At 69.3% G+C, this 25,445-nt stretch carries 20 protein-coding genes; 16 read left to right on the top strand and 4 right to left on the bottom strand.

Annotated features, from left to right (window positions below):
- Positions 1-24: 24 nt before the first annotated feature.
- From AC2JAJ_RS04400 to AC2JAJ_RS04430, 7 genes are all read left to right on the top strand, one after another.
- Positions 25-1,617: a helix-turn-helix domain-containing protein gene (locus AC2JAJ_RS04400; RefSeq protein ID WP_501053381.1), complete on the top strand. Its 1,593-nt coding sequence runs from the start codon at positions 25-27 to the stop codon at positions 1,615-1,617.
- Positions 1,614-2,564 carry a glutaminase gene (locus AC2JAJ_RS04405; RefSeq protein WP_501053382.1) on the top strand — a complete coding sequence of 317 codons (951 nt, stop codon included), beginning with the start codon at positions 1,614-1,616 and terminating at the stop codon, positions 2,562-2,564. Before AC2JAJ_RS04400 ends, AC2JAJ_RS04405 begins: the two co-directional genes overlap by 4 nt.
- A 31-nt stretch (positions 2,565-2,595) precedes the next feature.
- Positions 2,596-4,350, top strand: coding sequence for a thiamine pyrophosphate-dependent enzyme (locus AC2JAJ_RS04410; RefSeq protein WP_486414142.1), 1,755 nt, complete (start codon positions 2,596-2,598; stop codon positions 4,348-4,350).
- Between the two features lie 103 nt (positions 4,351-4,453).
- Entirely contained in the window at positions 4,454-5,212 is a 759-nt protein-coding gene (locus tag AC2JAJ_RS04415) for a LamB/YcsF family protein (RefSeq protein ID WP_486414141.1), read from the top strand.
- Positions 5,209-6,834, top strand: a complete 1,626-nt coding sequence (locus AC2JAJ_RS04420; protein WP_486414140.1) for a 5-oxoprolinase subunit B/C family protein — start codon at positions 5,209-5,211, stop codon at positions 6,832-6,834. The genes AC2JAJ_RS04415 and AC2JAJ_RS04420 overlap by 4 nt, the downstream gene beginning before the upstream one ends.
- An 11-nt stretch (positions 6,835-6,845) precedes the next feature.
- On the top strand, positions 6,846-8,582 hold the full coding sequence (locus AC2JAJ_RS04425) for an acetyl/propionyl/methylcrotonyl-CoA carboxylase subunit alpha (RefSeq protein ID WP_486414139.1): 1,737 nt from the start codon (positions 6,846-6,848) through the stop codon (positions 8,580-8,582).
- A 46-nt stretch (positions 8,583-8,628) separates the two neighbouring features.
- A complete protein-coding gene (locus AC2JAJ_RS04430; protein ID WP_486414138.1) occupies positions 8,629-9,315 on the top strand; it encodes a GntR family transcriptional regulator in 687 nt (228 codons plus the stop codon).
- Between the two features lie 92 nt (positions 9,316-9,407).
- On the opposite strand, the gene AC2JAJ_RS04435 is transcribed toward AC2JAJ_RS04430, so the two are convergent.
- The 3 genes from AC2JAJ_RS04435 to AC2JAJ_RS04445 form a co-directional block, all read right to left on the bottom strand.
- Entirely contained in the window at positions 9,408-10,175 is a 768-nt protein-coding gene (locus AC2JAJ_RS04435; protein ID WP_486416745.1) for a putative hydro-lyase, read from the bottom strand.
- 14 nt (positions 10,176-10,189) lie between these two features.
- Positions 10,190-11,407, bottom strand: coding sequence for an NRAMP family divalent metal transporter (locus AC2JAJ_RS04440; protein WP_486414137.1), 1,218 nt, complete (start codon positions 11,405-11,407; stop codon positions 10,190-10,192).
- 199 nt (positions 11,408-11,606) lie between these two features.
- Entirely contained in the window at positions 11,607-11,951 is a 345-nt protein-coding gene (locus AC2JAJ_RS04445; RefSeq protein WP_486414136.1) for a hypothetical protein, read from the bottom strand.
- Between the two features lie 183 nt (positions 11,952-12,134).
- Between AC2JAJ_RS04445 and AC2JAJ_RS04450 the strand changes: the two genes are divergently transcribed.
- The 8 genes from AC2JAJ_RS04450 to AC2JAJ_RS04485 all read left to right on the top strand — a co-directional run bounded on the left by AC2JAJ_RS04450 (position 12,135) and on the right by AC2JAJ_RS04485 (position 23,247).
- On the top strand, positions 12,135-12,341 hold the full coding sequence (locus AC2JAJ_RS04450) for a hypothetical protein (RefSeq protein WP_486416744.1): 207 nt from the start codon (positions 12,135-12,137) through the stop codon (positions 12,339-12,341).
- Between the two features lie 137 nt (positions 12,342-12,478).
- A complete protein-coding gene (locus tag AC2JAJ_RS04455; protein WP_486414135.1) occupies positions 12,479-13,105 on the top strand; it encodes a hypothetical protein in 627 nt (208 codons plus the stop codon).
- Between the two features lie 86 nt (positions 13,106-13,191).
- Complete coding sequence (locus tag AC2JAJ_RS04460; protein ID WP_501053383.1) at positions 13,192-14,052, top strand: DUF1775 domain-containing protein; 861 nt, start codon at positions 13,192-13,194, stop codon at positions 14,050-14,052.
- Between the two features lie 31 nt (positions 14,053-14,083).
- Positions 14,084-14,731, top strand: coding sequence for a DUF4232 domain-containing protein (locus tag AC2JAJ_RS04465; protein WP_501053384.1), 648 nt, complete (start codon positions 14,084-14,086; stop codon positions 14,729-14,731).
- A gap of 224 nt (positions 14,732-14,955) precedes the next feature.
- The gene (locus tag AC2JAJ_RS04470; RefSeq protein ID WP_486414132.1) at positions 14,956-16,506 is read left to right on the top strand and encodes an FAD-dependent oxidoreductase; all 1,551 of its coding nucleotides are present in this window, start codon (positions 14,956-14,958) and stop codon (positions 16,504-16,506) included.
- Positions 16,507-16,640: 134 nt separating this feature from the next.
- The gene (locus AC2JAJ_RS04475) at positions 16,641-17,150 is read left to right on the top strand and encodes a hypothetical protein (RefSeq protein ID WP_486414131.1); all 510 of its coding nucleotides are present in this window, start codon (positions 16,641-16,643) and stop codon (positions 17,148-17,150) included.
- A gap of 195 nt (positions 17,151-17,345) precedes the next feature.
- On the top strand, positions 17,346-22,424 hold the full coding sequence (locus AC2JAJ_RS04480; protein WP_486416743.1) for an Lhr family helicase: 5,079 nt from the start codon (positions 17,346-17,348) through the stop codon (positions 22,422-22,424).
- Positions 22,417-23,247: an Fpg/Nei family DNA glycosylase gene (locus AC2JAJ_RS04485; RefSeq protein ID WP_486414130.1), complete on the top strand. Its 831-nt coding sequence runs from the start codon at positions 22,417-22,419 to the stop codon at positions 23,245-23,247. Before AC2JAJ_RS04480 ends, AC2JAJ_RS04485 begins: the two co-directional genes overlap by 8 nt.
- 24 nt (positions 23,248-23,271) lie before the next feature.
- Here the strand turns inward: AC2JAJ_RS04485 and yczE are convergent, their stop codons facing one another.
- On the bottom strand, positions 23,272-23,892 hold the full coding sequence (gene yczE, locus AC2JAJ_RS04490) for a membrane protein YczE (protein WP_486414129.1): 621 nt from the start codon (positions 23,890-23,892) through the stop codon (positions 23,272-23,274).
- Between the two features lie 60 nt (positions 23,893-23,952).
- On the opposite strand from yczE, the gene yczR reads away from it, so the two are divergent.
- Positions 23,953-25,434 carry a MocR-like transcription factor YczR gene (yczR, locus tag AC2JAJ_RS04495; RefSeq protein WP_486414128.1) on the top strand — a complete coding sequence of 494 codons (1,482 nt, stop codon included), beginning with the start codon at positions 23,953-23,955 and terminating at the stop codon, positions 25,432-25,434.
- The last annotated feature ends 11 nt before the right edge of the window (positions 25,435-25,445 follow it).

The raw sequence follows: 25,445 nt of genomic DNA on the forward strand, positions 1-25,445 counted from the left end.
GGGATCGACGCAAAAGGAACCCCTATGTCCGTGGTTACGGTGGATGACATCCTCTCGGACCTCCCCCTCGGTTTCGCCAGCCTCATCCTGCGGCCCGGCCCGTCCGCGCCCCCCATCGAACGCTTCCTCATCGTCGACGCCGACGACGAGGCAGTCGACGCCCGCGGCGCCTTTGTCCTGCTGATCGGTGTCCGGGGACGGTCCGCCCTGCCGGCACTGCGGCGGCTCCTCAAGGACCCGCCGCCCGTCGTTGCCGTCAAAGGCAGCCGCGGGGATCTTGCCGAAGTGGAGGAACTCCTGCTCTCCGCCAGCGCCGGCCTGCTGCTCGTGGACCCCGGCGCCGACTGGGACCGCCTGCTCTCCATCGCCAAGGACCGCATCCAGCCGCGCAGCTACCAAAGCGAAGTCCTGACCCTGCTGGAAGAGGACCTGTTCGCCATCGCGCAGACCACGGCCAGGCTGACGTCCAGCCACGTGGTGATCGAGGACGCGGCCAACAAAGTCCTCGCCTATTCCACCGTCACCAACGACATCGACGAACTGCGCAAGGCCTCCATCCTGGCCCGCCGCGGCCCACGGAAATACGAACTGCTGCTCAAGGACCTCGGCGCGTACCGGGAACTCCACCGCACCCGCAAACCCGTCCGGGTGCCGGCCCGGCCCCAGGACGGGCTGCGCGAACGGGTGGCCATCGCCCTGTTCGCCGGCGAGCGCATCATGGGCTACATCTGGCTCCAGGAGACCGGCGAGGGTTTCGGCGACGACGTGGAATACGTCCTCACGGGCTCCGCCGCACGGGCTTCGGCCGAACTGATCCGCTACCGCAACCAGCAGTCCGTCCACATGCGGGAGGACCGGATCGTCCGGCTCCTGTCCGGTCCCGCGGAAGCCGCCGCCAGCGCCCACAGCGGGAAGATACCGGCAGAACGCCCGGCGGCACTGATCCTGCTTGGCATGTCGGACGACGACTCCCGGGCCGACGACGCGGCACTCAAGCACGGCGAACTTGCCAACCTCGCCTCCATCCACGCCGCCGCGTACAAGCCCTCCGCCGTCGTCGGCCAGTTCAACGGCGACACCGCCGTCATCGTGCCGGACCTGCACTCCAGCACCGCTGAACAGGGGCTGCGGTCCCTGGCCGAAGCCATCGTGCGGGATGCCCGGAAGCACCTTGGCATCACCGCCGTCGCTGCGGTGGGCCCCATGGTTCCGGACCTGCTGTCCCTTCACACGGCCACCCGCATCACCGAAGCCCTGCTCGCCTGCATGGGAAGTTCCGGGGCACGCGTGGCCGGCGTGGACGATTTCGAAGCGGAAATCCCCTACCGCGAGGCGGTCCGGTACTTCACCGCCTCCCCATTCCGCCACCGCAGCCTGGCCGCGCTGCTGCAGGAGGACGGCGAACTCGCCGAAACCCTGCGCGCCTATTTCGATGCCTCCTTTGACGTGGCCGAGTGCGCCCGGCGGCTGAAGCTGCATAAAAACACGGTCTACTACCGGGTGGGCAAGGCCGCCCGGGTGACCGGACTCGACTTCGGCAACCCGCGCGATTCCCTGGTGGCACTGCTCCACATCCAGGAATGGGCCACCGCCAACCACCCAGCAGGCAGGAAATGACAACAACACTGGACACCGCGCCCCTGGACGCCCTCATCAAGGACATCGTCCGGGACCACCGACCCCGCCGGGAAACGGGCACCGTCCCACGCAACATCCCCTTCCTGGCAGACGTTCCCTTCGACCGCTTCGGCATCGCCATCGCCACTACCTCCGGTGACGTCTTCAGCTCCGGCGATGCGCACGTGCCTTTCTCCATCCAGAGCATTTCCAAGGTGTTCACCCTGGCCATGGCACTGCAGGGCAGCCGGGCCCGGCTCTGGTCCCGCGTCCTGCGCGAGCCTTCGGGCACGTCCTTCAATTCACTGGTCCAGCTCGAGGCCGAGCACGGCATCCCGCGCAATCCCTTCATCAACGCCGGCGCACTGGTGGTCACCGACCACCTGATGGAAGAAGCGCCCGACGCCGCCACGCAGCTGCTTCGGTTCCTCACCGAACAGGCGGGGGGCCAAGAGGAGGAGCCGGGCGGACACGCACCCTTCATTGGCGAGGCGGCCGCGGCCGGCGAACTGGCCAACAGCAGCCGCAACCTCGCCCTGGCGCACTTCCTGAAGGACTTTGGCAACTTGACCCAGCCAGCCGGCGCCGTGGTGGAAAACTACGTCCGCCAATGTTCGATCATGATGAGCTGCGTCCAGCTGGCCCGGGCCGGGCTCTTCCTGGCCCAGGACGGCCAGGGCTCCGGCGGAACAGTCCTCTCCCGGAATGAAGCGAAGCGCGTGGGCTCCATCATGCTGACCTGCGGCATGTACGACGCTGCGGGCGAATTCGCCTTCCGCGTGGGGCTTCCCGGCAAAAGCGGCGTGGGCGGGGGCATCCTGGCCATCGTCCCCGGCCAGTGCGCCATCTGCGTCTGGAGCCCGCGCCTGGACGCCAAGGGCAACTCGCTTGCCGGGACCGCAGCCCTCGCGGATCTCTCCGACCGCACCGGCTGGTCCGTCTTCTAGATTTCCCGCCCCCACTTACCAGAGAAAGAACATGACACCAGAGCCGCACTCCGCCCTGACCACCAACCCGCCACTTGCCGCCGCGCAGCCGCCGGCCGGCGTCGAACGCCTTTCCCGTGACAGCCGGCCAAGCCAGGCCGAAACCGCGCAGCCCGCCCTGAAGTCCGCCGGACATGTCATCGTCGATTCCCTGGCGGCGCACGGAGTGGAGCGCACCTATGTGGTTCCCGGCGAAAGCTTCCTGGACGTGCTCGATGGCCTGCACAATTCCGCCATCGAGACCATCGTCTGCCGCCACGAAGGCGGAGCCGCGTACATGGCCGAGGCCGACGGCAAGATGAACCAGCGCCCCGGCGTGGCCATGGTGACCCGCGGTCCCGGTGCCGCGAACGCCCACGTGGGGCTGCACACCGCGTGGCAGGACTCCACCCCGCTGCTGCTCTTCGTGGGCCTCATCCCCTTCGCCCACCGGGACCGCGAGGCGTTCCAGGAGTTCGACATCAAGTCCTGGTTCGACACGGGGGCCAAGCGTGTCATGGTGCTGGACCACCCGGAACGCGCGTCGGAGATCGTGGCAGAGGCCATGTTCGCCGCAATGAGCGGGCGGCCCGGACCCGTGGTGGTGGGCCTGCCGGAGGACGTCATCCAGCAGCAGGTCCCGGCCCGGCTGCACCCGCCGATCCCGGTTGCCGCCGGGGGCATGGGCAGCGCCGACGCCGAGGCACTGGCGGCCGCCCTCGCCGCATCCAGCAAGCCGCTGTTCGTCACCGGCGGCAACGACTGGACCCAGGATGCCGCGGACCGGCTCACGGCGTGGCTGGAACGGCACCGCATCCCGGCCGCCGCCGAGTGGCGCACCCAGGGGACGGTTTCCTTCGACTCGCCCTCCTACGTGGGGCCCATCGGGTACGGCCGGCCCCGCCCCACCTACGACCTGCTGGAAGAGACCGACCTGCTGGTCTTCGTCGGGACCGTCCCGGGCGACGTCATCACGGACGGTTTCGTCTGCCGGCAGGACTGGGACAAGGAAAACTTCCTGGTCACGGTGGACCCCTCGCTGCGGGGACGCTCGGGCCCGGTATCCCGCCAGATCCTGGCCAAGCCGGAAGCGTTCGTCCGCGGCCTCGAAGGAATCACCCTGCCGGTAAAGGAAGAGTGGAAGGCGTGGACGGGCAGGATGCGTGCCGAGCAGGAACGCTTCGCCGCGCTCCCGCCGGCTGCCCCCGCGTCAGGAAAGGCCCGGATGGACACCCTGATGGCCAACCTCGTCCCCCGGCTGCCGGAGGATGCCGTGGTGACGTTCGGGGCCGGCGAACACACGAACTGGGCGCACCGGTACTTCCCCACCCGCCGCTACGCCTCCATGCTCAGCGCCCGCAACGGGTCCATGGGATATTCCATCCCGTCCGCAGTTGCCGCCTCGCTGGCAGAACCACGACGGCGGGTGGTCACCATTGCCGGGGACGGCGAGTTCCTCATGAACGGACAGGAGCTGGCTACCGCCGCCCAGTACGGCGCCACGCCCCTGGTGATCGTCATGGACAACCAGGAGTACGGCACCATCCGCAGCCACCAGGAACGGCACTACCCGGAACGGATTTCCGGCACCCAGCTGAAGAACCCGGACTTCGGGCTGATGGCCAGGGCTTTTGGTGGTTTCGGCGTCACCGTCACCGCAGACTGCGGCATCCCGGCAGCCCTGGACGCCGCTCTCGCCGCCATCGACGAGGAGGGCACTTTCGCCCTGGTCCACCTGGTGGTGGAGCAGCGCGTCAAGGCGTACTGACTGATGTGTTCAACAATTTCGTGAACTAAAAGCCCTAAATTGTTGAACAATCCAAGATTCTCGTGCATCCTGAAGTAACCACTTAAAGGAGACGGGAATCACTATGGCCTTCATTGACCTCAACAGCGACGTAGGGGAATCCTTCGGGAACTGGACGATGGGCGATGACGCCGCGATCTTCCGCTCGGTCTCCAGCGCCAATGTGGCCTGCGGCTTCCACGCCGGAGACCCCACCACCATTGCGCAGACGTGCCGCGACGCCGTGGCCGCCGGGGTCACCATCGGCGCCCACGTGGGCTACCGGGACCTGGCCGGCTTCGGCAGGCGCTTCCTGGACTGCTCCCCCACGGAGCTGGCCGATGATGTCCTGTACCAGCTGGGCGCCCTGGATGCGCTTGCCCGCTCCGCGGGCGGGCGCATCAGGTACGTGAAGCCGCACGGCGCGCTGTACAACACCATCGTCACGCACTGGGCCCACGCCCAGGCGGTGGTGGACGCGGTGAAGGCATTCGGCGGGGACCTGCCCCTGCTCCTGCTCCCGGGCTCCGCCGCCCTTACGGCGGCGGAGGCCGCCGGCCTGCGGGGCGTCGCCGAAGCCTTCGCGGACCGCGCCTACAACCCCGACGGCACCCTGGTATCGCGCCGCGAGAAGGGCGCTGTCCTGCACGACCAGGACATCGTGGCCGCCAACATGGTCCGCCTGGCCACCGAGGGAACCATCACGGCCCATGACGGCTCGGTGATCAGGACCAGCGCAGAGAGCATCTGCCTTCACGGCGACACCGAAGGTGCGGTAGCCATGTCCGCCGCCGTCCGCCGTGAACTCGAGGCCGCCGGCGTGGGCATCAGGAGTTTCGTGTGAGCTCCCCCGCCATCCGCTGGGCCGGCCCGCGCGCCCTGCTCATCGAGCTCGATTCCCTGCCCGAGGTACTGGCCCTGCACGCCCAACTGCTGCAGGACCCGCCGGCAGGCCAGGTGGACGTCCTGGCCGCGGCACGGACCGTCATGGCGGTCTTCGACTCCCGTGCCAATGCTCTGGCGGCGCGGGACGGCATCACCTTCGCGGATCCCGGCGCGTCCCACGGACCGGCCGCCGACGCGGACCCTGTGCGGATCGAGGTGGTCTACGACGGCGAGGACCTCGCCGAAGTGGCGGCCCATACCGGCCTCAGCGCCGACGGCGTGGTGGCCGCCCACACCGGACAGCTGTGGACAGCGGCCTTCGGCGGCTTCGCCCCGGGCTTCGCCTACCTCGTGGGCGAAAACGAAGCCCTCAACGTTCCCCGGAGGGCCACGCCGCGCACGGCTGTGCCCGCAGGCTCGGTGGCCATGGCCGGAAACTTCTCCGCCGTCTACCCCCGCAGTTCACCGGGCGGCTGGCAGCTGATCGGCCGCACCGCCGCGCGGATGTGGGACCTGGACCGCGACCAGCCGGCGCTGGTGCGCCCCGGCCAGCGGGTCCAGTACGTGGCCGTGCGGGAACTGGTGGAGATCCGCGGCGGGACTAAGGACGCACCGCAGGCCCAGCCGGCAGGTGCCGGCCCCGCCCTTGAAGTCATAAACCCCGGCCTTCAGTCCCTGATCCAGGACCTGGGCAGGGCGGGGTACCGCGACCTCGGCGTCTCCGCCGCGGGCGCCGCGGACACCGCCAGCGCCCGGCAGGCCAACCGGTTGGCAGGAAACCCGCCCGGCGACGCCGTGGTGGAGAACGTCCTCGGCGGCCTGGCGGTCCGGGCCAGCGGCGAACTGACCGCGGCCCTCAGCGGGGCGCCGGCCTCGGCCACCATCACCGGGCCGCACGGATCCCGGCAGGCCCCCATGTACGGACCCTTCGCACTGCACGACGGCGAGACCCTGAGCCTGGACCAGCCGTCTGCCGGCCTGCGCACCTACCTGGCCGTCCGGGGCGGGATCGACGTTCCAGCCGTCCTGGGCAGCCGCTCAACAGACCTGATGTCCGGCATTGGCCCGGCACCGCTGGTTGCCGGCACCGTGCTTCCGGTCGGCGCGGCGGACCGGGGACGGATCGTGGGCGCCCCGGAACCATCCACCCTGCCGTCCGGCGTGGCCGCCGGAACCACCGACCAGCCCGTGATCCTGCGCATCACCCCGGGCCCCCGCCAGGACTGGTTCACGGGGGAGTCCCGCTCTGCCCTCACCGGCCAGACGTGGACCGTGACTGCGGAGTCCAACCGCATCGGTGTGCGGCTGGGCACCACCGGAAGCGGCGCCGCCCTGGAACGGGCACGGACTGAGGAACTCCCCAGCGAAGGCGTGGTGGCCGGCTCACTGCAGGTGCCGCCGTCGGGCCTTCCCGTCCTGTTCCTTGCCGACCACCCCGTGACGGGCGGCTACCCCGTGATTGGCGCCGTCATCCCCGAAGACCTGCCGGCGGCAGCACAGCTCCCGCCCGGCACCCCGCTCCGGTTCGTCGCCGTGGACCCGGAAACCCTGCGGCCCCTGACCTCCACCCCAAGCCTGTGAAAGAAGCCACCATGAAGAAAGTCCTGATCGCCAACCGCGGCGAAATCGCTGTCCGGATCGCCCGTGCCTGCACTGACGCGGGGCTGGCATCCGTTGCCGTCTATTCCGATCCCGACGCCGACGCCCTGCACGTGCGCCTCAGTGACGAGGCGTACCCACTGGAAGGCTCGGCCAGTTCGGACACCTACCTCAACATCGGAAAACTCCTGGCAGTCGCGGCCCGCGCCGGCGCAGACGCCGTCCACCCCGGCTACGGATTCCTGTCCGAAAACGCAGACTTTGCCCAGGCAGTGCTCGACGCCGGACTCACCTGGGTGGGCCCCTCACCGGAAGCGATCCGCAGCCTGGGCAACAAGGTCACCGCCCGCGAGATCGCCGTGCGCGCCGGCGCTCCGCTGGTGCCCGGCTCCGACGGCCCGGTGGCCGACGCCGCCGAGGTGCGCGCATTCGCGGAGCAGTACGGCGTTCCAGTGGCCATCAAAGCGGCCTTCGGCGGCGGCGGCCGCGGCCTGAAGATCGCGTACCGGCTCGAAGACATCGACGACGCCTTCGACTCCGCCGTCCGGGAAGCCACCGTTGCCTTTGGCCGGGGCGAGTGCTTCGTGGAACGGTTCCTGGACAAACCACGCCATGTCGAGGCCCAGGTACTGGCGGACACCCACGGCAACGTGGTGGTGGTGGGCACCCGCGACTGCTCCCTGCAGCGCCGCAACCAGAAGCTGGTGGAGGAAGCCCCCGCGCCGTTCCTCACCGACGACCAGCGCAGCCGCATCCACGAATCAGCCCGGGCCATCTGCCGCGAGGCCGGCTACACCGGCGCCGGCACGGTCGAGTACCTGGTGGCGCCGGACGGCGTGATCTCCTTCCTGGAGGTCAACACCCGCCTCCAGGTGGAGCACCCGGTCACCGAGGAAACGTCCGGGATGGACCTGGTGCGGGAACAGTTCCGCATCGCGGCCGGGCTCCCGGTCTCCGTCACGTCCGATCCGGAGCCGGTTGGCCACGCCATCGAGTTCCGGCTGAACGCCGAGGACGCGGGCCGCGGCTTCCTGCCCTCCCCCGGCCCCGTGGACGTCTTCGAAGCCCCCACCGGCGCGGGCATCCGGGTGGATTCCGGGGTGCGGTCGGGCTCCGTGGTGCCGTCGGAATACGACTCCCTGATGGCCAAACTGATCGTCCACGGGGCGGACCGGGCACAGGCGCTGCGCCGTGCCCGCGCCGCCCTGGACGAGTTGCGGATCGAAGGTGTGCCCACCGTGGTCCCCTTCCACCGCGCCGTGGTGCGCGATCCGGATTTCACCGCGGAGGACCGGCTGGGCGTGTACACCACCTGGATTGAGTCGGCTTTTGCGGGCCGGCTGGAGTCCGCCCTGGACAGCTTTGTGGCCGGTCCCGTGGCACGGCGGGAGACGCTGACCGTGGAGATCGATGGCAAGGCGGTCCAGCTTGGCCTCCCCGCGTCCATCTTCAACGCGCTGGTGCACGGTGGCGGCGCGGCCGTGGAACCATCGACTGCCGCCGATACAACCGCACCCAACGGCCACGTCACGGCCCCCATGGGCGGAAACCTGGTCAAGTGGCTCGCCGATGACGGGGCGGAGCTTGGCGCCGGCCAGCCCGTTGCGGTCCTGGAGGCGATGAAGATGGAAACGGTGGTTTCCGTGGAAGAGTCCGGGACGTTCCGGCGGGGCGCGCAGGTGCCCGGCACTGCCGTGGCGCGGGGCGAGGTGCTGGGCACGGTCGCCTAAAACCGTCGCCTAGACTGGTTGTCCACGCTATTGGGGGGAATGCGGCATGAACGCTGTGTCTGGAGGGGACAGGTCTGGCGGCGCTGCCGAACACGCGCACACCACCGCCTGGATTGCGTCAAGGATCCGCAACGGCATCGCCGGCGGTGAGCTGACCCCGGGAACCAAGCTCTCCGAGCAGTCCCTGTCCGCGGCCCTCGGGGTGTCCCGCAACACACTCCGGCAGGCCTTCACCGCCCTCGCAGAGGAATCGATAGTCCGCCGCATCCCCAACCGCGGCGTCTTCGTGGCATCGCCGGGGCCGGAGGACGTCCGGGAGATCTACCGCGTCCGCAGGGCCATCGAGCCGGCGGCGGTGCTTTGGGGCGACATTACAGCGCAGAAGCTGGACACCATGGAAGCCGTGGTCCAGCGCGCGCAGGCCGCGCGGGATGCGGGCTCCGTTGCGGACATGGCCGACGCCAACCAGGCGTTCCACAGGGAAGTTGTGGGCCTTACCGGAAGCGGAACCCTGGGCCGGATGATGGACCGCGTGCTGGCTGAGATGCGCCTGGTGTTTTACGCGATGTCCTCGGCCCCGGACTTCCACAGCCATTACGTGGACCGCAACGTGCTGCTGGTCAGGCGGCTCCGGGCGGGCGAAAACGAAAAGGCCGCGGCCGAACTGCGCGAGTACCTCGATGCAGCGGAAGCAGAACTGCTGGGCCACCTCGCGGGGCGCGCCGCCTCCTGACGTCCGGCGCTGGACACGGGAAAGGTCCAAAACGCCAAGGCCGGTGCCGCCCCTGCGGGCGGCACCGGCCTTTCGGCATTACGGGACGGGGATCATGGGATCAGGTAATCACTGTCCCGGGCGTCGGTGATCAGCATATGCCCCGGTGCGTGGCCGATGGCCAGGGGCGGGCGGGACTGCATGACGGCAGCCTGCGGAGTGACGCCGCAGGCCCAGAAAACTGGGATATGGCCTGCCGGAATTTCCACCGCGTCGCCGAAGTCCGGACGCGAAAGGTCACCGATCCCCAGCTCCTCCGGGTTGCCCACGTGGACGGGGGCACCGTGCACGGCCGGGTACCGTGAGGTGATCCGCACGGCATCGGCCACCTGCGACGCCGGGACAGGCCGCATGGAGACGACCATGGGTCCTGACATCCGGCCGGCAGGGGCACACTGGCGGTTGGTGCGGTACATCGGCACGTTCACGCCCTGGTCGATGTGGGCGATGGCGATACCGCCATCCTGCAGGGCCGCCTCGAACGTGAAGGAGCAGCCGATCAGGAAGGTCACCAGGTCATCGCGCCAGTAGCCGCTGATGTCCGTGGGCTCGTCCACTTTCACGCCGTCGCGGTACACCGTGTATTGGGGAACGTCGGTACGGATATCGCCCCCGGCCAGCAGCGGCCCGGTGGTCTCGCCCGCCTCCAGCACTCCCAGGATGGGGCACGGCTTGGGGTTCCGCTGGGCGAACAGCAGGAAGTCGAACGCATATTCGCGCGGGATGGCCAGGACGTTCGCCTGGGCGTAGCCCCGCGACCAGCCGGAGGTCGGCTCCACCACGCCGCCACGGAAGGCCTCCCGTGCGGCGGCGGGCAACATGGAGGGCCTGTTGATCACGACCACAGTTTCGCCAGGCCCAGCATCGAGTTCCAGCCCAGGAACAGCGTGACCAGCCAGGTGGCCACGCCCAGCAGGAGGAGCCACTTGGGGTAGGCGTAACCGTGCATCAGGTCCCGGCGGCGCCACGCCACCCACAGGAGGACACCGAAGCCCACGGGCAGGATCAGGCCGTTGAAGGCACCCGCAAAGATCAGCAACTGCTGGGGGGCCTGCCCGAGGAAGAAGTACACCAGGGCGCAGCCGGCGATGAAGACCACCGTGATGAGGTTCCGCTTGCGCTCCGGGGTCCGGGAGGAGGTGATGAAGGAGACGGAGGTGAAGGCGGCGCCGATGACGGAGGTGATGGCGGCCGCCCACAGGACAACGCCGAACATGCGCAGGCCGATTTCGCCGGCAGCGGCGCCGAAGGCCTCGGCTGCCATGTTGTTGCTGGTCAGGACGGTGCCGCCGGCCACCACGCCCAGGATTGCCAGGAAGAGCAGCACGCGCATGATGCCGGTGACGATGATGCCAAGGATGGAGCTGCGGGTGATCTGCTTGACGTGCTCGATTCCGGTGGCACCGGAGTCCAGCATGCGGTGGGCGCCGGCGTAGGTGATGTAGCCGCCCACGGTGCCGCCCACCAGGGTGGTAATGATCAGGAAGTCCACGGTGTCCGGCAGGAAGGTGTTCTTCAGGGCCTCACCCAGCGGCGGGGCGGCAACGATGGCCACATAGATCATCAGCAGGATCATGACGGCGCCCAGGAGCACCACGATCCGGTCCAGGGCCATGCCGGCCTTCTTGCTGAGGAACACCAGGATGGCGACGACGGCAGATACGACGCCACCGATCTTCGGATCGACGCCGAGCATGGCGTTGGCGCCTAGGCCGGTTCCGGCGATGTTGCCGATGTTGAAGACCACCCCGCCGATGAAGACCAGGCCGGACAGCAGCCAGCCGACGCCGGGGACCACCTTGTTGCCAAGCTCCTGGGCGCGGAGGCCTGAAACACCGATGACGCGCCAGACGTTCATCTGGACCGCCATGTCAATCAGGATGGACGCCAGGATGGCGAAAGCGAAGGCGGCGCCGATTTGCGCCGTGAAAACGGTGGTTTGGGTGATGAAGCCCGGCCCGATGGCGCTTGTGGCCATCAGGAACATAGCCCCCAGGAGGGCTGTGCGCCGGGCAGAGGAGCTCAGCTTCAGTTTCGTGCCGGTATCTGCCATGGTCCATCCATTGTTCGGGGTGACTGGAGTCACAGTGGTCGTCCCGAATGACGATACAGGTTGTTGAACAATTCCCGCAAGACATTGTTCAACAAATTTCGTGCTGGGCTGGCGGGCCTGGACGGCAGGAAGGCCGGGCCCGCACTGCGAAGTGCGGCGGGCCCGGCCTTCCTTTTCAGCGATACCGCAGGCAGCGGCGCTACAAGCGGTCCGTCCGGTCCTCCCCCTTGTGGCCCGCGCCGCGCAGGTTTTCCTGGACCTTGCCGAACAGGTCCTTGATGGTGGACTCCGCATTGGAAATGACGTCCACCGGAACATAGACCTCATGCGTCACGGGCAGATCGTATTCATCCTTGAGGTGCGTGCCGTTACCCACGCCCGTCAGGGACAGGTAAACCATGGCCTCAGTCCGCGCGACTCCGGCGAGCTTGCCAAACACGACCGTAAACTCGTTGGGCTGGAAACTGATGGTCTGACCAATATGGCTGCGGCCCAGATCACCGGCGGGAACCGCCTTTTCGGACTGGCTTCCGGTGTAGTCCATGAACTTCTCCTTCGATCGCCGACACTTACGCAGGCAGTCTAGCGCTGGAGCGGTGCACAAAGCGTGGGCAAGCTGCGTGGTCACAGCTCCATTGTTCAAGGCAGCGCTGCGCCTGTTTGATGGCATCACCCGCTGCAATGGCCGCAGCTCCCGCAACCATCCAAAGGACATGCCGTGACTTCAATGACGAGCCGCGTAAGAGCTCCCCGCTGGGACGACGTCGAGATCGGTGACAGCGTCGAACTGAGGAGGAACGGGCGCTCCGTGTTCGCCGGGCTGGTGGACACCAGGACGGAGGACGGCGACATCGTCTGGGTAACGGCGGCCGTCGGAGGCCGCCGGCTTTTCCACGTCGCGGACGGCTTCGACCTGGTGGGGAGCCCGGCATGACCGAGTGCCCCGAGGACTGCCATTACTGCTGCGGGCCCGAGACCGACTGATGGAAGGGCCGCCCGTGCACCGGTAGAATTGCAGAGGCCGGAACCCGTGCCAATGGACCCCCGCTGCCGGCACAGGGAGGAGCAGCCGTGACTGGCCACCCTCCCCGTATTCCCTTCCACCTGTTCCGTGCCTCAAGCCTGGCTGCCGGCATCCTGTCCCTGGCGGCCGGTGCCCACGTGGCAGGCGGCGGTCAACTCCCCTCGCCCGGCATCCTGCTGGCCGTCCTGGCGCTGACTGCACTTGCGAGCACGGCCGCAACACGCCTCCGGCTCTCCTTTCCCGCCGTGGGCGCGCTCCTGGCCGGCGGCCAGCTGGCGCTGCATGAACTCCTGACGGCTTTCAGCGCCCCCGCCCCCGCCGCCGGGCCCCCTGCACCCCACGTGCACGGCGCAGTCCTGGCCGGCTTCCCGGGGATTGCTCCCTTCGCGGAGCACGTGAGCCCTGCGGACCCGGGCCTGGCGCCCCTGATGCTGGCAGCGCATGCCGCGGCCACCCTTGGCTGCACCCTCCTCCTTGCCAGGGGTGAGGCCGCGCTGTGGGCCCTCGCCGGATGGCTGCGGCCCCTGGCCGGCCTTCCGCGGCCGGCGGCGCCAGTGCCCGCCCCCCGCTTCCCCGGGCCGTTCGGGCCCCTTCCGCTGCCGCGGCAGCCGTGGCGCAATCTCCGGCAAGACAGCCGACGGGGCCCGCCTTCCGCCGTCGTGCCCTCCTCCTAAACCCCGCACCTGGCCTTCCGGCCGGCGTCGGGGACCCATTTTCCTGCACCCCGGATTCCCGGGCGTGCGCCAGAAAGGCAAAACCCATGACAACCTCCATGCTTCGCCGCGCCCTGACCACCGCCACAGCCACCGGGGGCGCCGCGGCCCTACTGCTGGCAGCGGCAGGCGGCGCGTCAGCCCACGTGGGTGTGACACCCGACAAAACCGACGCCGGCTCCTACGCACTGCTGACCTTCGGCATACCGCACGGCTGCGACACCTCCCCCACCACCAAGGTGGCCATCACGCTTCCCCCGGAGCTCAATGACGCCCAGCCCACCGTGAACCCCAACTGGACCGTGGAAAAGGTGACGGAGACTTTCGCCGAGCCCCGGAAGCTGGCGGACGGCTCCAGCATCACCAAAAGGACCAGCCAGATCGTCTACACCGCAAAGACCCCGCTGAGCCCCGAGCTCCGCGATGCGCTGGTCCTCTCCGTGCACCTGCCCGACGCCGCCGGGACCACCTTGAACTTCCCCACGCTGCAGACGTGCGAGAGCGGCCAGACCGACTGGTCCGAAACCGCCGCGGTCGGCCAGGACCCGCACAGCCTCAAGGCCCCCGCCCCCGCCATGACCATCACTGCCGATTCGGCCGCGGACGGGCACGGGGACGCTGCGCACCCTGCCGGGTCTTCCCACTCCGCAGGGGCGCCCACCGAGCAGGCTGCGGCCGTTACGGACAGCGGCGCGGACGCCCGCAGCTGGGCGGGCCTCGCCGCGGGCCTGGGCGGCCTGGTCCTCGGCGCCGGGGCCCTGCTTCGGAGCGGGGCACGGCGCCCGGCGCCAAAGGGTGCGGCCGGGGGCGCCGCAGGCGCGGACCAGAGCGGCAAGTCGCCGGCATTTGATGCCCGGATCATCACGATCCGGGCATCAAATGTGCGGTTCCGCCGGTGGCATCGTTGACGCAGGGCACCAGTGCCGCGAAGGTAATGCCATGAGGTCTCACAGAATGTCCCAGGGGTTAGTCATGTCCACGGCGGCAGCAGCAGCTGCCCTCCTGCTCACCGGGTGCGGTCCGAGCCAGCCCCAGTCGCAATCCACCACGGCCCCGGCCACCGGCCAGGCGAGCCAGTCCGCAAGTCCCACCACTTCGGCCTCCTCTGCCACCTCGACGCCGTCCCCGTCCTCGCCGCCGTCCTCCGATGCAACCGGTGGCGGCGCTCCTGCCCTGTGCAAGGCGGCCGGCCTCACCGCGGCCACCGATGCCACCGGCGGCGGCGCGGCCGGCAGCGTCTACATGAAGCTCAACCTGACCAACAAGGGTGCCGAACCCTGCCTCCTCAAGGGTTTCCCCGGAGTCTCCCTGGTGGCCGACGCCGCCGGCGCCCCCATTGGTGCACCGGCCCAGCGCGACGAGTCCGCAGGCGTCGTCGACGTCATCCTGGCCCCGGGCCAGACCGGCACCGCGGTGCTGCGCTACACCCAGGCCGGCAACTACATGGGCTGCACCCTGGTGGACGCCGCAGGCTACCGTGTCTACCCGCCCGAGGACACCGACTCGCTGTTCCTGCCGCAGCCCACCAAGGCCTGCAGCAACGCAGATATCGTCCTGCTCACCATCGGGGCGTTCCAGCCGGCCTGATGCCGGCCCTGCCCCTGGCATAGGTTCCCCTCGAAGCAGTAAAGGCGGCCCGGCTATCAAGCCGGGCCGCCTTTACTGCTTGTGCGCCGCCGTCGAAAAATTCCACTCCGCCGGCCGGGTACCGTAAGTATACTTATCAACACCACGGCGGACAGGATGCGCCCATAACGGACCCATCACAAAGCGGCCCGCAGGGCCATGGACCGGAGGCAGGTTGGACTGGCATGACGTCACTTTGGCTGGACCGCGCGCAGACCTTTACGTCTGATCCGTTCGAGCCGGACAACAGGTATGACACCGTGGTTGCCGGAGCCGGGCTGACAGGATTGGTGTCCGCGCTGCTGCTGGCGCGCTCCGGACAGAACGTCCTGGTGCTCGAAGCCCGCTACCCGGGGGCGGTGACCACCGGCAACACCACCGCGAAAGTAACCCTGCTCCAGGGCACGTTCCTGTCCCAGCTGGCCCGGCAGTATTCAGCGAAGCAGGTGCAGGCCTACGTGGACGGCAACCGGGAAGGGCAGGCGTGGCTCCTGCGCTACCTGGACGAACAGAAGGTTCCCTACCAGCACCGGGACGCGTATACCTACGCAGCCTCCGCCCAGGGCACCGAAAAGCTGCGCGAAGAAATCAGCGCCGCCTCCACCGCCGGGCTGGACGTGGATTACGTGCGCGACGCCGGCCTGCCGTTCCCCGTCCACGGCGCCGTCCGGATGCGGGACCAGGCGCAGATCAACCCGCTCGAGGTCATCGACGCATTGATCGCCGATATCCGCGGCCGCGGCGGGCACGTTGTCAGCGGTGTCCGCCTGCAGGACGTCACCGGCGACTCGCCCGTTGCCGTCCGGACCAACCGGGGCAGCGTCAGGGCCGACCGGGTGGTGCTGGCCACCGGCATCCCCGTCCTGGACCGGGGCCTGTATTTCGCAAAACTGACACCAAGCCGTTCCTACGCCGCCGCGCTGGACCTGCAGGACGGCCAGGCTCCCCCGCCGGGCATGTACATCTCGGTGGAGCAGCCCACCCACTCCCTCCGGGACTATGAGGTGGACGGCAGGAAGCTGCTGCTGGTGGGCGGCCACGGGCACCACGTCGGCCGGACGCCGTCGGAAAAGGCACACCTTGCCGGCCTGCTCGACTGGGCCGCCCGGCATTACCCCGGCGCCGTGGCCACGCACACGTGGTCCGCGCAGGATTACATGCCCACCAACCTCATGCCGTTCTTCGGAAAGCTCCCCCGCGGCAAGGGCCACATCTATTTCGGCACCGGCTACAACAAGTGGGGAATGACGAACGCCGTTGCCGCCGCGCTGGACATCTCAGCGGACATCCTGGGCGGCCAGGTGCCCTGGGCAAACACCATCCACCACCGGGTGACCTCTCCGGCCGGTGCGTTCTCCGCCGTCGCGTTGAATGCGGGGGTGGCCGCGAGGCTCGCCACCGACTGGGGAAAGGTGACGGCGGAAGGCCGCAGGTTCGACGGCGGCAAGGGGCGCGCGGGGCAGGCGCCGGCGCCCGCAGAGGCAAGCTCCGCGCAAGCCCCTGCCGAGGGCCAGGGCAAGGTCCACCGGGAGGGCAACCGGCCTGTGGCGGTGTCGACCGTGGACGGCACCACCTGCCGGCTCTCGGCCGTCTGCACCCACCTGGGCGGCATCGTGCACTGGAATGATAACGAAAAGACGTGGGACTGCCCCCTGCACGGCTCCCGCTTCACCAACGAGGGCAAGCTGCTGGAAGGGCCGGCCACCAAGGACCTGCCGACGGCGGGCACCGCCTGAGGGAGCGCGGCCAGGGAAGGGTGCCGGCACCGGGCCCGACGCTTCCTTGCTGGGCGGCCGCGGCGGGGCTATGTTGGAGCTACCCACGGCTGGGCTGGGACGGCGACCGGCGGCAGGTCTCGCAGAGGTATCCCATGAGCTACATCCCAGTCAGCAGACGCGCTATCAGGCGGCACCGCGAATCCGAGAAGTCCACCCGGCGCCTTGTGTTCGTCCTCTCCGTTGCCGCGGCCGTGGCGTGGCTGTTGTCCGTAACGGCGTCGACGGCAGTCCAGGTGGAGGCCTACGCCCATGACATTGATCTGGTGGTGCATGACGTATTCCTCATCGTGGCTTTTGGGGCCATCATCCTGGTCGACTGGTATGGCTTCCTGTGGCTCATCGGCAGGCGCGACCTGGCAGAAATCATCCGGCTCGACGGCGCCGCGACTCCGCTGATCTGGGGTGGCCTCGCTGGCCTGATGGTCACCGGCGTGTTCCTGACCCCGCACCTGAGTAACCTGATGACCGACATCAAGCTCGGGGCGATCCTTGTGCTCAGCCTGAACGGGATAATGCTCATCCCGCTGATGCGGCGGCTCGCACGGCTGCCCGCCCAGGCCAGGTTCACGGACCTGGCCTTGGCCAGCGCGCGCACCTGGTGATCTGCCTGGTGATCTCGCAGGTGTGCTGGTGGACGGCAATCACCATCGGGTTCATTAACGCCTCGTCCTGAAGGCGGAACGCGCGGCGGCCCCGACATCACTGTCAGTGCCGTGGGGCATGATGGAGGCATGAACCAGGATCTTGCCCCGTCCGGTGGCGGAGGGCACGGGAAGGAGCCGTCCTCCGCTGCGCCCATGGGCCAGTTCAGCAGGCCCACCCGTGAGTGGTTCCTGGGCGCGTTCTCCGAACCCACACCCGCGCAGGCAGGCGCTTGGAACGCCATCTCCTCCGGTTCGCACGCACTGGTGGTCGCCCCCACCGGTTCCGGAAAGACCCTCGCCGCATTCCTTTGGGCCCTGGACCGGCTCCTCGCCGCCGCACCGGCAGCACCTCCGGACGCCGCCCCGGAAGCCCCCGCCAAGGGAAGGCGGCCGCGGGCGCCGAAGCGCAAGACCCGGGTCCTGTACATCTCGCCTTTGAAGGCCCTGGGCGTCGATGTGGAACGGAACCTGCGGTCCCCGCTTATCGGCATCACGCAGACCGCCAAGCGGCTGGGACTTCCGGCGCCGCTGATCACCGTCGGCGTCCGCTCCGGGGATACACCCGCCGCGGACCGCCGCGCGCTGCTAAGCAGCCCGCCGGACATCCTGATCACCACCCCCGAATCGCTGTTCCTCATGCTCACGTCGAAGGCCCGCGAAACCCTCACGGAGGTGGACACCATCATCATCGACGAGGTCCATGCCGTGGCCGGGACCAAACGCGGCGCACACCTCGCCGTCTCGCTGGAACGGCTGGACGCGCTGCTGCCCAAACCCGCACAGCGCATCGGGCTCTCCGCCACCGTGGAGCCCCGCGAACTCGTGGCCCAGTTCCTCGCCGGCTCCGCTCCCGTGGAGATCGTGGCTCCTCCGGCCCGGAAGAACTGGGACCTGACCGTTTCCGTACCGGTGGAGGACATGTCGGACCTGCAGGGCGCCGCGGGCGCTTTCGACTCCGGCCCCGCCTCCGGGCTGCAGCCGCAGGCCTCCATATGGCCGCACGTCGAGGAGAAGATCGTGGACCTGGTGCTGGCCAACCAGTCCACCATCGTCTTCGCCAACTCCCGCCGCCTGGCGGAGCGCCTGACGGCCCGGCTCAACGAAATCTACGCCGAGCGCCAGCTGGTCGCGGTGGGCGGCGGCTGGGATGATCCGGCTCCGGAAGGGCATGCGGGCGCTTCGGACTCCTCGGCGGGACTGGTGCCTGGTGTTCCTGCCTCAACCGCCACACCTGCACACATGATGGCCCAGGCGGGCAGCACTTCCGGGGCTGATCCCGTCTTGGCGCGCGCCCACCACGGCTCGGTGTCCAAGGACCAGCGCGCGCTGATTGAGGACGACCTGAAATCGGGGCGGCTGCGGTGTGTCGTGGCCACGTCATCCCTGGAACTCGGCATCGATATGGGCGCCGTGGACCTGGTGGTGCAGGTGGAATCCCCTCCGTCGGTGGCCAGCGGGCTGCAGCGGGTGGGCCGCGCCGGACACCAGGTGGGCGAAATCTCCCAGGGCGTCCTTTTCCCGAAGCACCGCGCGGACCTGGTCCACACCGCCATCACCGTGGAGCGGATGCTGGACGGCAAGATCGAGCGCCTCAGCATCCCCGCGAACCCGCTGGACATCCTGGCCCAGCAGACCGTAGCCGCCACCGCACTGGGCAGCATTGACGTGGAGGAATGGTTCAGCACCGTGCGCCGGTCCGCCCCGTTCGCCTCGCTTCCCCGCTCCGCCTTCGAAGCCACCCTGGACCTGCTGGCCGGCCGGTACCCGTCGGACGAATTCGCCGAGCTCCGGCCAAGGATCATCTGGGACCGGAACGCCGGCACCATCGAAGGACGGCCCGGGGCCCAGCGGCTGGCCGTCACGTCCGGCGGCACCATCCCGGACCGCGGCCTGTTCGGCGTCTACATCATCGGCACCGAGGCCGAGGGCGCCGCCTCCCCCGCCGAGGACGGCAAGCCGGCCCGCGCGCCGCGCGGCGGCCGGCGCGTCGGCGAGCTCGATGAAGAGATGGTGTATGAGTCCCGCGTGGGCGATGTCTTTGCCCTGGGCGCCACCAGCTGGAAGATCGAGGACATCACCCACGACCGCGTGCTGGTATCCCCGGCGTTCGGCCAGCCCGGGAAGTTGCCGTTCTGGAAGGGCGATTCCCTGGGCCGCCCAGTGGACCTGGGCCGCGCCCTGGGAGCGTTCGTCAGGGAACTGTCGGCCTCCGATGCCGGTCCTGCCGCCGAACGCTGCAAGGCCAGCGGCCTGGACGACTTCGCCGCCAACAACCTCATCCAGTACCTCAACGAGCAGAAGCAGGCCACTGAGGTGGTTCCCAGCGACACCACGTTGGTGGTGGAGCGGTTCCACGACGAACTGGGCGACTGGCGGGTGATCCTGCACAGCCCGTTTGGAATGCCGGTGCACGCGCCATGGGCCCTCGCTGTGGGCCAGCGGCTCCACCAGCGGTACGGGCTGGACGGTTCGGCGATGGCGGCCGACGACGGCATTGTCCTGCGGGTGCCGATGATGGAGGACGAGCCGCCAGGCGCCGAGCTGTTCCTGTTCGACCCCGAGGAACTGGAGCAGATCGTCACCGCCGAGGTGGGCGGAAGCGCGCTGTTCGCCTCCCGGTTCCGGGAGTGCGCCGCCCGTGCTTTGCTGCTTCCCCGGCAGACCCCGGGCAAGCGGCAGCCGCTGTGGCAGCAGCGCCAGCGGTCGGCACAGCTGCTTGATGTTGCCCGGAAGTACCCCACCTTCCCCATCGTGCTCGAAACGGTGCGCGAGTGCCTGCAGGACGTCTACGACCTCCCGGCACTGAAGGACATCGCCGCGTCCGTGGAGCGGCGGGAGCTGCGGATCGTGCAGACCACCACGCAGCAGCCCTCACCGTTCGCCAAGTCCCTGCTCTTTGGCTACGTGGCCCAGTTCCTTTACGAAGGCGACTCGCCGCTGGCCGAGCGGCGTGCGGCCGCCCTGGCCTTGGACTCCACCCTGCTCAACGAACTGCTGGGCCGCGTTGAGCTTCGGGAGCTCCTTGACGCCAAAGTCATCGAGGCCACCGAGCGCGAACTGCAGCGCCTGGCCCCGGACCGCCGGGCGCGCGGCATGGAGGGGGTGGCGGACCTGTTGCGGCTGCTGGGACCCCTGACGCCGGAGGAAACGGCAGAACGGCTGGACGGCACGGCGGCGGCCCAGGCTGCCGAAGCCGGGCAGCCGGTGGTTGAGGCGGGCGGCACCGGAACTGCCGAATCCAGTCCTGCCGGAACCGAAGCCCTTGAAACCGGCCCCGCTGAAACCAGCGCAACGGTCCCGGAGGCTGCTGCGCACCTGGCCGCCCTGCAGCGCGCCAACCGAGCAATCAGGGTCAACATCGGCGGTGTGGAACGCTACGCGGCGGTGGAGGACGCCGCCCGCCTCCGCGACGCCATCGGCGTGCCATTGCCCATGGGCGTTCCGTTGGCCTTCATCGAGCCCGTGGCCGATCCCCTGGGCGACCTCGTGGCCCGCTACGCCAGGACACATGGCCCCTTCACGGCCGCGGAAGCCGCAGCCCGGCTGGGTCTTGGCGTTGCGGTGGTGGGCACGGCCCTGAAACGGCTCGCGGCCGATGGCCGCGTGGTCGAGGGGGAATTCCGGCCCCACGTGACACCGCCCGGGGCCGGAACATCGGAGGCAACGCCACCTGAAGACGGACCGCATGACACGGCGCTGGACACCGGAAGCCAGCTGATTGATGCTGCGGAAGGACCGCCTCCGCACGCGCCTGCACCCGACGTTCCGCACGCTATCCAGAGCGAATGGTGCGACGCCGACGTCCTCCGCAAGCTCCGTCGTCGTTCCCTGGCGGCCCTTCGCGCCGAGGTTGAACCGGTGGACGCCGCCGCCTATGGGCGCTTCCTCCCCGCGTGGCAGCATGTCCGCACGCCCGGCGGCGGCCGCGGCCAGCCCTCGCTGCGCGGACTGGATGGCATCATCACCGCCATCGACCAGCTCTCCGGCGTGCCTGTCCCGGCCTCGGCCTGGGAACCGCTGGTCCTGGCCAGCCGGGTGTCCAACTACCAGCCAGCCATGCTGGACGAACTGATGGCCGCCGGCGAAGTCCTCTGGTCCGGGGCGGGAGCCGTGCCCGGGAACGACGGCTGGATCAGCCTGCACCTTGCCGACTCCGTGGAACTGACCCTCAACCCTGCCCCCGACTTCGAACCGGGCGACGCCGGCCGGCGGCTCCTGGACCACCTGCGCGCCAACGGCGGCGGCTACTTCTTCCGGCAGCTCACCGACGTTGCCGGCGGCATGGACGCCGTCGTCAGCGACCAGGAAGTGGTCACCGCGCTGTGGGACCTCGCCTGGGCAGGCAGGATCACCGGGGATACTTTCGCCCCGGTCAGGTCACTCATCGCGGGCGGCCATACCGCCCACCGCCAAGTGGCCCGGGCACCCCGGGCCAGGGCCCCGCGCCTGGGCAGGCTCGGCCGATCGCACGGTACCGGGCTAATGGGATCCCCCGGCCTGTCCGGTAGCCGCTACGGCGACGGACGCTACGGCACGGGCGGGGCGGCCACGCCGCCCACTGCCGCGGGCCGCTGGTCTGCCCTTCCGGAGCCGGAACTCGATCCCACCATCCATGCCCGCGCCACCGCTGAGCTCCTGCTCGACCGCTACGGGGTGGTCACGAGGGGCTCGGTCATGGCCGAGCAGATCCTGGGCGGCTTCGGCCTGATGTACAAGGTCCTGGCACGGCTCGAAGAAGCCGGCCGCTGCCGCCGCGGGTACTTCATCGAACACCTGGGCGCCGCCCAGTTTGCCGTTCCCGCCACCGTGGACCGGCTGCGCTCGTACAGCGAGGACACCCAGCTGGCCAAGGCGGAGCCCGTGGCCTTGGCGCTTGCCGCTACCGATCCCGCCAACCCCTACGGGGCAGCCCTGCCCTGGCCGGCGGTCCAGGACGACGCCGGCACCGGCCACCGGCCCGGCCGGAAGGCCGGTGCGCTGGTGGTCCTGGTGGACGGCGCGCTGGTCCTCTACGTGGAGCGCGGCGGCAAGACGCTGCTGGCCTTCAGTGCTGATGACGACGTCCTGGCGGCGGCAGGTGCCGCGCTGGTGGGCGTCGTGACCCGTGGAGCCGTGGACAAGCTGATCATGGAAAAGGTTAACGGCCACGGAATCCTGGACACTCCGGTGGCTGCCGCCCTCAGCGCAGCCGGCGCCTATTCAACCCCGAAGGGACTGAGGATCCGTGCCTGAAGGCGACTCCGTCTGGCGGGCCGCCCACCAGCTGCACCAGGCCCTCGCGGGACAAACGCTGCTGGCCTCGGACTTCCGCGTCCCGCGCTTTGCCACGCTGAACCTGGCCGGCTGGACCGTTGCCGAGGTAGTTCCCCGCGGCAAGCACCTCCTGATGCGGGTTGTCAGCCCGGAGGACAAAAAGCTCACCATCCACTCCCACCTGAAGATGGAGGGAACGTGGCAGGTCTATCCTCCCGGCGGCAGGTGGCGGAAACCCGGCTTCACGGCGCGGTGCGTGCTGCGCACAGCGGCCGCTGACGCCGTCGGATTCTCCCTGGGCCTGCTGGAAGTAGTGGCGACGGACAACGAGGATTCGATTGTGGGATTCCTGGGCCCGGACCTCCTGGGTCCGGACTGGGACCTCGATGAGGCGGAGCGCCGCATCCGGGCCCACCCCGAGGTCCCCGTGGGAGTGGCGCTGCTGGACCAGCGCAACCTTGCAGGCATCGGCAACATCTACCGCTGCGAGGCGTGCTTCCTCTCCGGCGTACATCCTGCCACGCCGGTCTCCAAGGTGCCGGACGTCCGCACCATGATGACCGATGCCAAGCAGCTTTTGGAGGTCAACCTGGGCCCCGGCCGCCGTGTCACCATCCTCAACGCCCGCGGCATGCCCGTCGGCAGGATGGCAGGCCGCCCCGGCTACTGGGTCTACGGGCGGGAACACCAGCGGTGCCTCAAGTGCGGGACCCCCGTCCGGCGCGGGCTGCTGGGCAAACCCAACGGCGAGGAAGAGCGGGACATCTACTTCTGCCCGACATGCCAGCCTGTCCCGGCGTGACGTCGGACCGCAGGCAGCTGGTCTTCAGCAGTTGGCGGGGGTAGGCTCCCCGGCGGACTGCGGCGCTGCGGCAGGAACCATGAAGCGCGGCAGCAGCAGCTGGACCAGGGGGCCGATGGCCAGGGCGTACACCACCGTGCCCACGCCCACCGAGCCGCCGAGCACCCAGCCGATGGCCAGAACCGTCACCTCGATCAGGGTGCGCGACAACCGGACGGACCAGCCGGTGCGCCTTGCGAGGCCCGTCATCAGTCCGTCGCGTGCTCCGGGGCCGAAGCGTGCACCGATGTAGCAGGCGGAAGCGATCCCGTTCAGCAGGACCGCCCCGACAAGGAGCCCGGCCTGCCCGGCCAGGTGCGGCACGGCAGGGATGAAGGCAAGGCCGACGTCTGCGAACACACCCACCAGGATGGCGTTGCAAAGGGTACCGAAGCCGGGCATCTGCCGAAGCGGAATCCAGAGCAGCAGCACCAGGAAGCTCACCGCGATCACCACCACGCCGATGCTTAGCCCGGTCCGGTTGGCCAGTCCCTGGTGGAAGACGTCCCAGGGGTCCAGGCCCAGCCCGGCGCGGATGAACATGGCCAAGGAGATGCCATACATGGCGAGGCCGGTAAACAGCTGGACGAGTCTGCGGGTCATCATGAAACCATGCTCCCAACGAACTGGCATTGAATAACATAGCCAGTCTGAAATACTGGCTACATGCCTACTTCCCTTACCGCCTCCGCGTTGTCCCGCCTCCTCGGCACATGGAACCACGGAACGGGGCCGGCGTACCGGGAGTTGGCGGATGTTGTGCGGCTGCTCATCCTGGATGGCCGCGTTCCGCTGGATACGGCACTGCCCAGCGAGCGCTCCCTGTGCGCGGCACTGGGGGTCAGCCGCACCACCGTCACGGCGGCCTATGCGAGCCTCCGGGAGCAGGGTTTCCTGAGCAGCGGCCAGGGCAGCCGAGGCAGGACCCGCATCCCCGAACATACTTCGTTCGGCCCGGCACTCTTCGGTCCCCGGCCGCCGTCGGACACTCCCCCGGCAGCACCCGGCCTCAGTGCCCCCGAGGGCCTGATCGACCTCGCTTATTCGGCGCTGCCGGCCAGCGGGGAGGTGGTGCACCGGGCGTTCGCGGCGGCGCTCACCGAACTCCCCGCCCTGCTGCCCGGGTTCGGGTACGACGCCCTGGGACTGATGCCGCTGCGCCAGGCCATAGCAGACCGGTACTCGGCTGCCGGAGTGCCAACGCAGCCGGGGCAGGTCATGGTCACATCGGGCGCCCAGCATGCCCTGACCATCGTCATCCGCACCCTGGCGGACCGGCAGGACCGCATCCTGGTGGAACACCCCAGCTACCCGCACGCACTGGACGCCGTTCGCGCCGCCCGCTGCCGCCCCGTACCGGTCGCCTTCGCCGATTCCGGCTGGGACCTGGCCGCCCTGGAATCGGCAATGGCGCAGCAGCAGCCCAAGCTCGCCTATTTGGTGCCGGACTTCCACAACCCCACCGGCATGATCATGCCCGATGTCCAGCGCCGCCGGCTGGTCCGTGCGGCCGCCGCGGCAGGAACCGTGCTGGTGGCGGACGAGACACTTCGTGAGCTGAACCTCGACGGCGTTGCCACCACCCCCCTGGCCGGTTTCAGCAGCGCCGTGGTGTCCATCGGCTCACTGAGCAAGTCGCATTGGGGCGGCCTGCGCACCGGGTGGATCCGGGCGTCGGAGCCCATGATCCAGCGGTTTGCCGCGGCACGCACCACCCTGGACCTGGGCGGCCCCGTCATGGAACAGCTGGCCGCCGCCCATCTGGTGAGGGCCCTGGACGAGCCGCTGCCTGCGCTACTGGAGACGCTGCGCGCCAACAGGGAAGCCCTGCTCGGACTCCTGGCCAGCCACCTTCCCACGTGGCAGGCAACGCGCCCCGCCGGTGGCCTCTCCGTCTGGTGCCGGCTCCCCGCGCCCGCCAGCACCGCACTGACAGTCCTCGCCCCGGATTTCGGCATCAGGCTGGCGGCCGGACCCCGGTTCGGGGTAGGCGGCGCGTTTGAACGCTACCTGCGGCTGCCCTTCACCCTTCCGCCGGACAAGCTCGAGGCCGCGGTGCTGGCACTGCGGGCCGCCCAGGACAGGCTCGACGCCGCACCCCAGCTTCGACGCTCGCTCACCCATGCTCCCGCCGTCGCCATCGCCTGACCCGAGGCCCC

Source organism: Arthrobacter sp. MOO21 (assembly GCF_057369995.2).

Bases quoted from the DNA above. Each gene is read 5' to 3' on its own strand.
- yczR (WP_486414128.1), top strand. From the start codon at position 23,953: ATGCCTACTTCCCTTACCGCCTCCGCGTTGTCCCGCCTCCTCGGCACA.
- AC2JAJ_RS04475 (WP_486414131.1), top strand. From the start codon at position 16,641: ATGAGCTACATCCCAGTCAGCAGACGCGCTATCAGGCGGCACCGCGAA.
- AC2JAJ_RS04460 (WP_501053383.1), top strand. From the start codon at position 13,192: ATGACAACCTCCATGCTTCGCCGCGCCCTGACCACCGCCACAGCCACC.
- AC2JAJ_RS04400 (WP_501053381.1), top strand. From the start codon at position 25: ATGTCCGTGGTTACGGTGGATGACATCCTCTCGGACCTCCCCCTCGGT.
- AC2JAJ_RS04435 (WP_486416745.1), bottom strand. From the start codon at position 10,175: ATGTTGCCCGCCGCCGCACGGGAGGCCTTCCGTGGCGGCGTGGTGGAG.
- AC2JAJ_RS04470 (WP_486414132.1), top strand. From the start codon at position 14,956: ATGACGTCACTTTGGCTGGACCGCGCGCAGACCTTTACGTCTGATCCG.
- yczE (WP_486414129.1), bottom strand. From the start codon at position 23,892: ATGATGACCCGCAGACTCGTCCAGCTGTTTACCGGCCTCGCCATGTAT.
- AC2JAJ_RS04410 (WP_486414142.1), top strand. From the start codon at position 2,596: ATGACACCAGAGCCGCACTCCGCCCTGACCACCAACCCGCCACTTGCC.
- AC2JAJ_RS04430 (WP_486414138.1), top strand. From the start codon at position 8,629: ATGAACGCTGTGTCTGGAGGGGACAGGTCTGGCGGCGCTGCCGAACAC.
- AC2JAJ_RS04445 (WP_486414136.1), bottom strand. From the start codon at position 11,951: ATGGACTACACCGGAAGCCAGTCCGAAAAGGCGGTTCCCGCCGGTGAT.
- AC2JAJ_RS04425 (WP_486414139.1), top strand. From the start codon at position 6,846: ATGAAGAAAGTCCTGATCGCCAACCGCGGCGAAATCGCTGTCCGGATC.
- AC2JAJ_RS04405 (WP_501053382.1), top strand. From the start codon at position 1,614: ATGACAACAACACTGGACACCGCGCCCCTGGACGCCCTCATCAAGGAC.
- AC2JAJ_RS04450 (WP_486416744.1), top strand. From the start codon at position 12,135: ATGACGAGCCGCGTAAGAGCTCCCCGCTGGGACGACGTCGAGATCGGT.
- AC2JAJ_RS04440 (WP_486414137.1), bottom strand. From the start codon at position 11,407: ATGGCAGATACCGGCACGAAACTGAAGCTGAGCTCCTCTGCCCGGCGC.
- AC2JAJ_RS04465 (WP_501053384.1), top strand. From the start codon at position 14,084: ATGAGGTCTCACAGAATGTCCCAGGGGTTAGTCATGTCCACGGCGGCA.
- AC2JAJ_RS04415 (WP_486414141.1), top strand. From the start codon at position 4,454: ATGGCCTTCATTGACCTCAACAGCGACGTAGGGGAATCCTTCGGGAAC.
- AC2JAJ_RS04480 (WP_486416743.1), top strand. From the start codon at position 17,346: ATGGGCCAGTTCAGCAGGCCCACCCGTGAGTGGTTCCTGGGCGCGTTC.